General features: G+C 54.7%; 5 protein-coding genes. 3 read left to right on the forward strand and 2 right to left on the reverse strand.

From position 1 onward, the window contains the following. Nucleotides 1–1,396: MXAN_6640 family putative metalloprotease (locus tag ACESLU_RS10300; protein WP_372638567.1), on the reverse strand; the 1,396-nt coding region annotated here is incomplete at its 3' end. A gap of 233 nt (nucleotides 1,397–1,629) precedes the next feature. Here ACESLU_RS10300 and ACESLU_RS10305 point away from each other — a divergent pair. After that, entirely contained in the window at nucleotides 1,630–2,595 is a 966-nt protein-coding gene (locus ACESLU_RS10305) for a rhodanese-related sulfurtransferase (protein WP_372638568.1), read from the forward strand. Between the two features lie 174 nt (nucleotides 2,596–2,769). Here the strand turns inward: ACESLU_RS10305 and ACESLU_RS10310 are convergent, their stop codons facing one another. Next, complete coding sequence (locus ACESLU_RS10310; protein ID WP_372638569.1) at nucleotides 2,770–3,564, reverse strand: alpha/beta fold hydrolase; 795 nt, start codon at nucleotides 3,562–3,564, stop codon at nucleotides 2,770–2,772. 135 nt (nucleotides 3,565–3,699) lie between these two features. On the opposite strand from ACESLU_RS10310, the gene ACESLU_RS10315 reads away from it, so the two are divergent. Together ACESLU_RS10315 and ACESLU_RS10320 are read left to right on the forward strand one after the other, a co-directional pair. Beyond that, nucleotides 3,700–4,251: a ComEA family DNA-binding protein gene (locus tag ACESLU_RS10315; protein WP_372638570.1), complete on the forward strand. Its 552-nt coding sequence runs from the start codon at nucleotides 3,700–3,702 to the stop codon at nucleotides 4,249–4,251. Nucleotides 4,252–4,267: 16 nt separating this feature from the next. Continuing rightward, nucleotides 4,268–5,821, forward strand: a complete 1,554-nt coding sequence (locus tag ACESLU_RS10320; RefSeq protein WP_372638571.1) for a response regulator — start codon at nucleotides 4,268–4,270, stop codon at nucleotides 5,819–5,821. Nucleotides 5,822–6,044 lie beyond the last annotated feature (223 nt).

Here is a 6,044-nt window from a genome sequence, read left to right on the forward strand (position 1 = left end):
CCGTATAAAAATTGTTTCCGGCGTTAACCTGCGGGTGTGGATAGTTATGTCGTTCCTCAAATCCAAAGCCGTCGGCCGAATTATTGGGTCCCGCCGCGTAATGCCATAGCTGGGACTCAATATAGTCATGCTGGAACGTCTCGGCGCTGCCCAGCTGCTGGCTGAGGGCGTCCACCATCGTGATATCAGGATCGTCCCTGATAATTTTCCACACCGAGGGCCAGAACTGTGGACCGTATTTTTCCTCAAAAAAAAGCGCCCAGCTGACGTGATAATAGGAGCCGGGATAAAACGAAGCCTCCGGATCACTGAAAATCGATTCCGGGTCCCTCAGGTAGCTGTAATAATCGTTGACTTTGTCATAGACCACCTCCTCCATCAGCGTAGCATCCATCTCCGACCACTGGTCGGTTTCCCCGCTCCAGCCCGTAGCCGCATACTGGATGGCGTGCTTTAGCTCATGGGCCATGGTCACCCGGATCGCCCCGCGCCGGTTGCCCTGGGGATCATCATTTTCGGGAAAGTCTTCGTAGCTGTTGTGCATGACGATGTAGGTGGTGCCGTTGCGGACCTCGGTATAGCCGTAAAAATCTAACTCCTCAAAATAGACTTGATAGGGCTCGTTCCTGTCCGGTACGGGATCGGAATAACCCAGCGTGAGCACCTCGTGCCGGTACGAAGAGTCGGCCGCCTGGGCCACCCACTCCACATAATCGGGCGTGCCGTTATTGTTGGCATCCCGGGCGGGTACGGCATGTTCCCCGGACGTGGCATAGTTCAGTTCAAAGCGTCCCGATGCCGAGCGATAGCTCCGGGTGGCATGCTGGCCGGGATCGGCCGTCATCGATTCAACCCGGGCGACGGTGCCGGCGGAGAGCTGCGAGCGGTTGTTGTGAAAATCCATTCGGGCCGGCGTACCGCATTTGATAGGTTTGTCGGGGTCCGGCCGCCGGTAGTCCCGGGGCAGCAGCTGCGGGCTTTTACCCGCGTACAGCTGGTACAGTATCTTTTGGTCCAGGGACAGTTGTCCCTTTTCGTAATCCCGTTTGATTTCGGCGTGTTGTGCCTCTGCCCACAACGGAAACCACAGAAAAAGCAGGAGTGAGATGAATAGCGTTCGAAAGCCGGCGCGCATTAAAAAACAGTATTGAAGTTCATTTCTTCCAAAATTACCCTTATTTTTGGGTTCTGCAAATACCAAGTAAACAAATAAATGATAATCGCCGACCCGGATGCCGGATGCAACGCCGGGAACCCTGAGAGCGGGCCGCGCGCTGCGAGTGACGTACGTGCTTCCCGCAGGATGTTCAAGCCTCGAGGTCCGGATTCCGGGATCCGGAATTTGGAATTTGGAATCAGGGATCCGGGAAGAGGCATCCGCGTTAAACAGCTGCAACTTTAAATATCAGAAACCCTTGTAAAACCGTTCTTTTGCCCAATGTCGGCGTTATCGGTCGGTTGAAATTCTCACATATTGGCTATATGCTGCGATTCCAACCTCCCTCTGGCCTTGACCTTTCCCGATGCTTCGGGACTGGTTTTACAAGGGTTTCTATCACATACCTGAACCCCTGAAGACCACACACCCGTTTGGTGTGTTTCAGGGACCAAAATAACAAAGCACCAGATATGTACGAAGTTATACTCTATTATAAGTTCACGCCGATCGAAGATCCCGAAGCATTCTGCGAGGAACACAAAGAGTTTTGCCGGGAGATCGGCATCAAAGGACGTATATATATCAGTGATGAAGGCATTAATGGCACTGTGGGCGGCAGGCCAGAAAAAGTTGCCGCCTATAAAGAACGGCTGTCCGCCCTCCCCGGCTTTGAAGGCATCGATTTTAAAACAAGCAGCAGTGATTACGTGCCCTTTGCCAGGCTGAAATGCAAGACGCGCGACGAGCTGGTCGCTCTCCATATGGATGGAGTGGACCCCGGGGACGGCGGCCGCTACCTCGAACCTCGAGAGTGGCGGGAGCTCATGGAATCCGATGACGATTATGTACTTATAGACGTGCGAAACGACTATGAGTCAAAGATCGGTCATTTCGAAGGAGCCATCACGCCTGAAGTGGACAATTTTTATGATTTTCCAGACTGGCTGGAGCAGGCGGAAGAGCAGATTGACAAAGACAAAAAAGTGCTGATGTACTGCACCGGCGGCATCCGGTGCGAGAAATTTTCGGTACTGATGAAAGAAAAGGGCTGGCACGATGTCAACCAGCTGCACGGGGGCATCCAGCGGTATGCCGAAGAAGAGGGCGGCAAGCACTACAAAGGCAAATGCTTCGTGTTTGACGACCGGCTGGTGGTGCCGGTGAATGAGGATGACATGGAGCCCATTGCCCGCTGTGAGATTACGGGGAAGCCGGCCGACACCTATATCAACTGCGCGAATATGGAGTGCAATAAGCTGTTTGTATGCTCCGAGGAGGGAGCCCGGCGGATGGAAGGCTGCTGCAGCGAAGAGTGCCGCCAGAGTGAGTTCAAGCGCCCGTTCGACCCCGAGAATGCCTTTCGCCCTTTTCGCAAGTGGTACCATTACTTCGATGAGGAATTCAAGGAACGGGAGGTAGAGGAAAAGACGGGGTAAGTAGGGGCTTGCTGTCCCGCTGTTCCTGCTTACCATGCGACGGGCCTATCTGTTCTCTGCCACCAAAAAATATAGCCGTAAGCCTTGAGGATTCTCAAACATCCTGTATTCTCTATTCTTTACCATGGTACCTATAGACCGCGATATTAGTGCCCGGGCAGAATATTTTATTTTCTACTCCTCGAAAAAAGCCCGGGCGATGGACGCAAAATGCGAGGGACGGTCCAGGAAGGCATAGTGTCCCGCGTGATCCACCACGACCAGGGCCGCTTGTTCGATGCCCTCCTCCATGCGCCTGGCCTGGTACAGGGGAGTGGCCCGGTCGTTTTGGCCCCAGAGCAGCAGTACCTCGTGCGGAATTTCCGGCAGACAGGGTTCGAGGTATTCGGTGACCGTCTTGACAAAGGTTTCGCGCATCACGCCGCTGAGCTGCCGGTAGTCGCCGGACCCCAGCACCTTCCAGAGGGAGGTGCTGCGGAGCTTAGCCAGTCCCTTCTCGCGAAGCGCGGGCGGTAGCAGGAGAAAAGGAGCCTTGAGCAATTTGGCCGTATATTTTTTCAGGTAATAGCTTGCACTTCGTTTGGGCTTCATGCCCGCCCCGCCCGTGATCAGCACTTTACCGATGAGGGTCTTCCCCTCCGGACGCGCGCAGAGCTTAAGGGCAATGCGTCCCCCGAAAGAATGCACCAGCAGGTCGGTCTCTCCCAATTCCCGGTCCGTTATAAACTGCTCGACCAGGTCGGCGTAATCATCCACCGACCAGGGCCGGTCCGGCACCGGGGAGTTGCCAAAGCCCGGGAGATCCAGCACGTAGCACTGCCGGAGATCACTCAGCTGCCCGGCCAGCGGCCACATCACCTCACCGCTGCTGCCCCACCCGTGGAGCAGAACCAGCGGCTTGCCTTCGCCCGCGACCCTGTACGAAACAGAAAGCCCTTTTTTATAGCGGTATGTTTGATTGTTTGGCATTTTAGAGGCCAAAACATCCGATTATTTTGGATGGCAAACAAGAAAAATTTGTAAGGATGGTCCGGCCGTTGGATCGTACTAATGCAGAGGTAATAAACGATAGCTAAAAAGAGGACATCAAGAGAGGAGATGATTATGATGATGAAAAGGAAATTTTTTTTCTGGCTGGAAAAGCTGAAGATAACACCGGCTGAGCGGAAGACCGTATCGGGATTGCTGATCGTTTTATCAGCGCTGACGATTGCCAACCTGGTCATTGCACCGCCCGAACCGTTTGACGGGAACCAGTATGCGGCGCTGGAAGAACAGTTCCGCGAACGCACGGCCCGGCTGGCTGCGGAACGGGAAAAGCGGATGCAACGGTACTTTCCGCCCGCCGGCGCGGAGCTCAGGCTGACGGCCGCCGCCGATACCGCGCGCCGGGATACGACGTCGGAGGGCGCGGCCGATTCCACCGGTCAGGCCGCCCAAAAACCGCACGATGAGCTTGTCAACGTCAATAAGGCAGGATCCGACCGGCTTCAGATCCTGCCGGGGATTGGGCCCGCTTATGCTAAACGCATCATACGATACCGCGAAAAACACGGGGAATTCAACACCGAAGACGAGCTGAAAAAAATAAAGGGAATTGGTGAAAAGCGACTGGAAAAATTGATACCATTTATCAAACTTAAGGCTTCACCATAACGAACCTGTATTCCGGATGGCAACGCGTATTCTCTGGGCGGATGATGAGATCGATCAGCTGAAGCCCCACATTATTTTTTTAGAAAACAAAGGCTTTGAGGTCACCCCGGTCACCAACGGAGGCGATGCGGTCACTCTCATACAGGAGCAGGCGTTTGACATCATCTACCTGGACGAGCAGATGCCCGGCATGAACGGGCTGGATACCCTGAACAAGATCAAGCGCCTGCAGCCGGCCCTCCCGGTCGTCATGATTACCAAGAGCGAGGAGGAATCGATTATGGAAGATGCGATCGGGGGAAAGATCTCCGATTACCTCATCAAGCCGGTCAACCCCAACCAGATCCTTCTGACGACCAAGCGCATACTGGAGCGGCACCGCATCCGCAACGAAAAGTTCGCCCAGACCTACCTGCGCAACTTCAATAAAATTGCAGACCGCATCGGCCGGACGAACGGCTGGGATGAGTGGATCAGGATCTACCGGCAGCTTACCCGCTGGGATATCGACCTGGAGGCCGGGGAGGAATCCCTACGGCAGGTGCTGGGGGACCAGTACCAGGAGGCGAACCGGATGTTCGGCCGATTTATCGCCGGCAACTACAAGACATGGCTCCAGCAGTCCACCCCCCAGCGGCCGGCATTGTCGACCGATATTGTGGGGGAGTATGTGCTGCCCCACGTGCGAAATGAACAGCACACGCTTTTTTTTGTGATCGATTGCATGCGGTACGACCAGTGGCTGGTGTTTCAGGACATGCTGAGCGATGATTACAGCATCGACACCGACTTCTATTACTCGATTCTTCCCACCGCGACGCCGTATTCCCGCAATGCCATTTTTTCAGGACTCTTTCCACTGGAAATCGAGGATATTTATCCAAACTTGTGGAGCCAGGGAGAGGACGAAAGCTCGCTCAACCAGTTTGAGGAAGAACTGCTGAAGAAGCAGTTGAAACGAAAAGGCATCCGGGAAACGGTAAAGTACGAAAAAGTGCTGAACACCCGGGATGGCCAGAAGGTGATGGACAACATCCACAACTACCTGCAGGTGCCGCTGAGCACCTTCGTTTATAACTTCGTGGATACGCTGGTGCATTCGCGGTCGGACTCGGATGTGCTGAAGGAGATCGCCCCGGATGTGCCGGCCTTCCGGGGACTCACGAAAACCTGGTTCCAGCACTCTTCCCTGTACGAGATTTTCAAGGTGCTGGCCGAAGAGGAGGTAGTGGTGATTGTGACCAGCGACCATGGCGCGGTCCGCGCGCTCCGCGATACCAAGGTATATGGCGACCGCGAAACGTCGACCAGTCTCCGGTATAAATATGGCCGCAACCTGTCGGCCAACGACGACACCACCCTTATGCTTGACAACCCGGCGGACTACAAGCTGCCCAGTCCGCGGCATGCGAACAATTATATCATCGCCAAGGAGGACTACTATTTCGTTTATCCCACCAACTATCACCGCTACCAGAATCGCTACCGGGATACCTTTCTGCACGGCGGGGCCAGCATGGAGGAGATGATTTTGCCCATCGCCACGATGCGCCCCAAATCGATGCTGTGATAAATGCAGGCGACCGGAGATCATTTATCCGGCCATCCCTTTCCCCGGAAACCATAAAAGCTTCTCAACGTTTCGCGTCCCCCGGCATATTAACCACCTCCGGCATGGCGGGGACCAGTAGGCGTAACAGGCCCTGCGGGGGAACAGACGACGGGCCCTCTTTACCTGTTCGGCAGGTTTACGTATATTCGTACACACTTTTTGAACAGTACGAGCCCATGGA

The sequence above is a fragment of the Fodinibius sp. genome (assembly GCF_041642155.1).
In the GTDB taxonomy this organism is placed as follows: Bacteria; Bacteroidota; Rhodothermia; order Balneolales; family Balneolaceae; genus Fodinibius.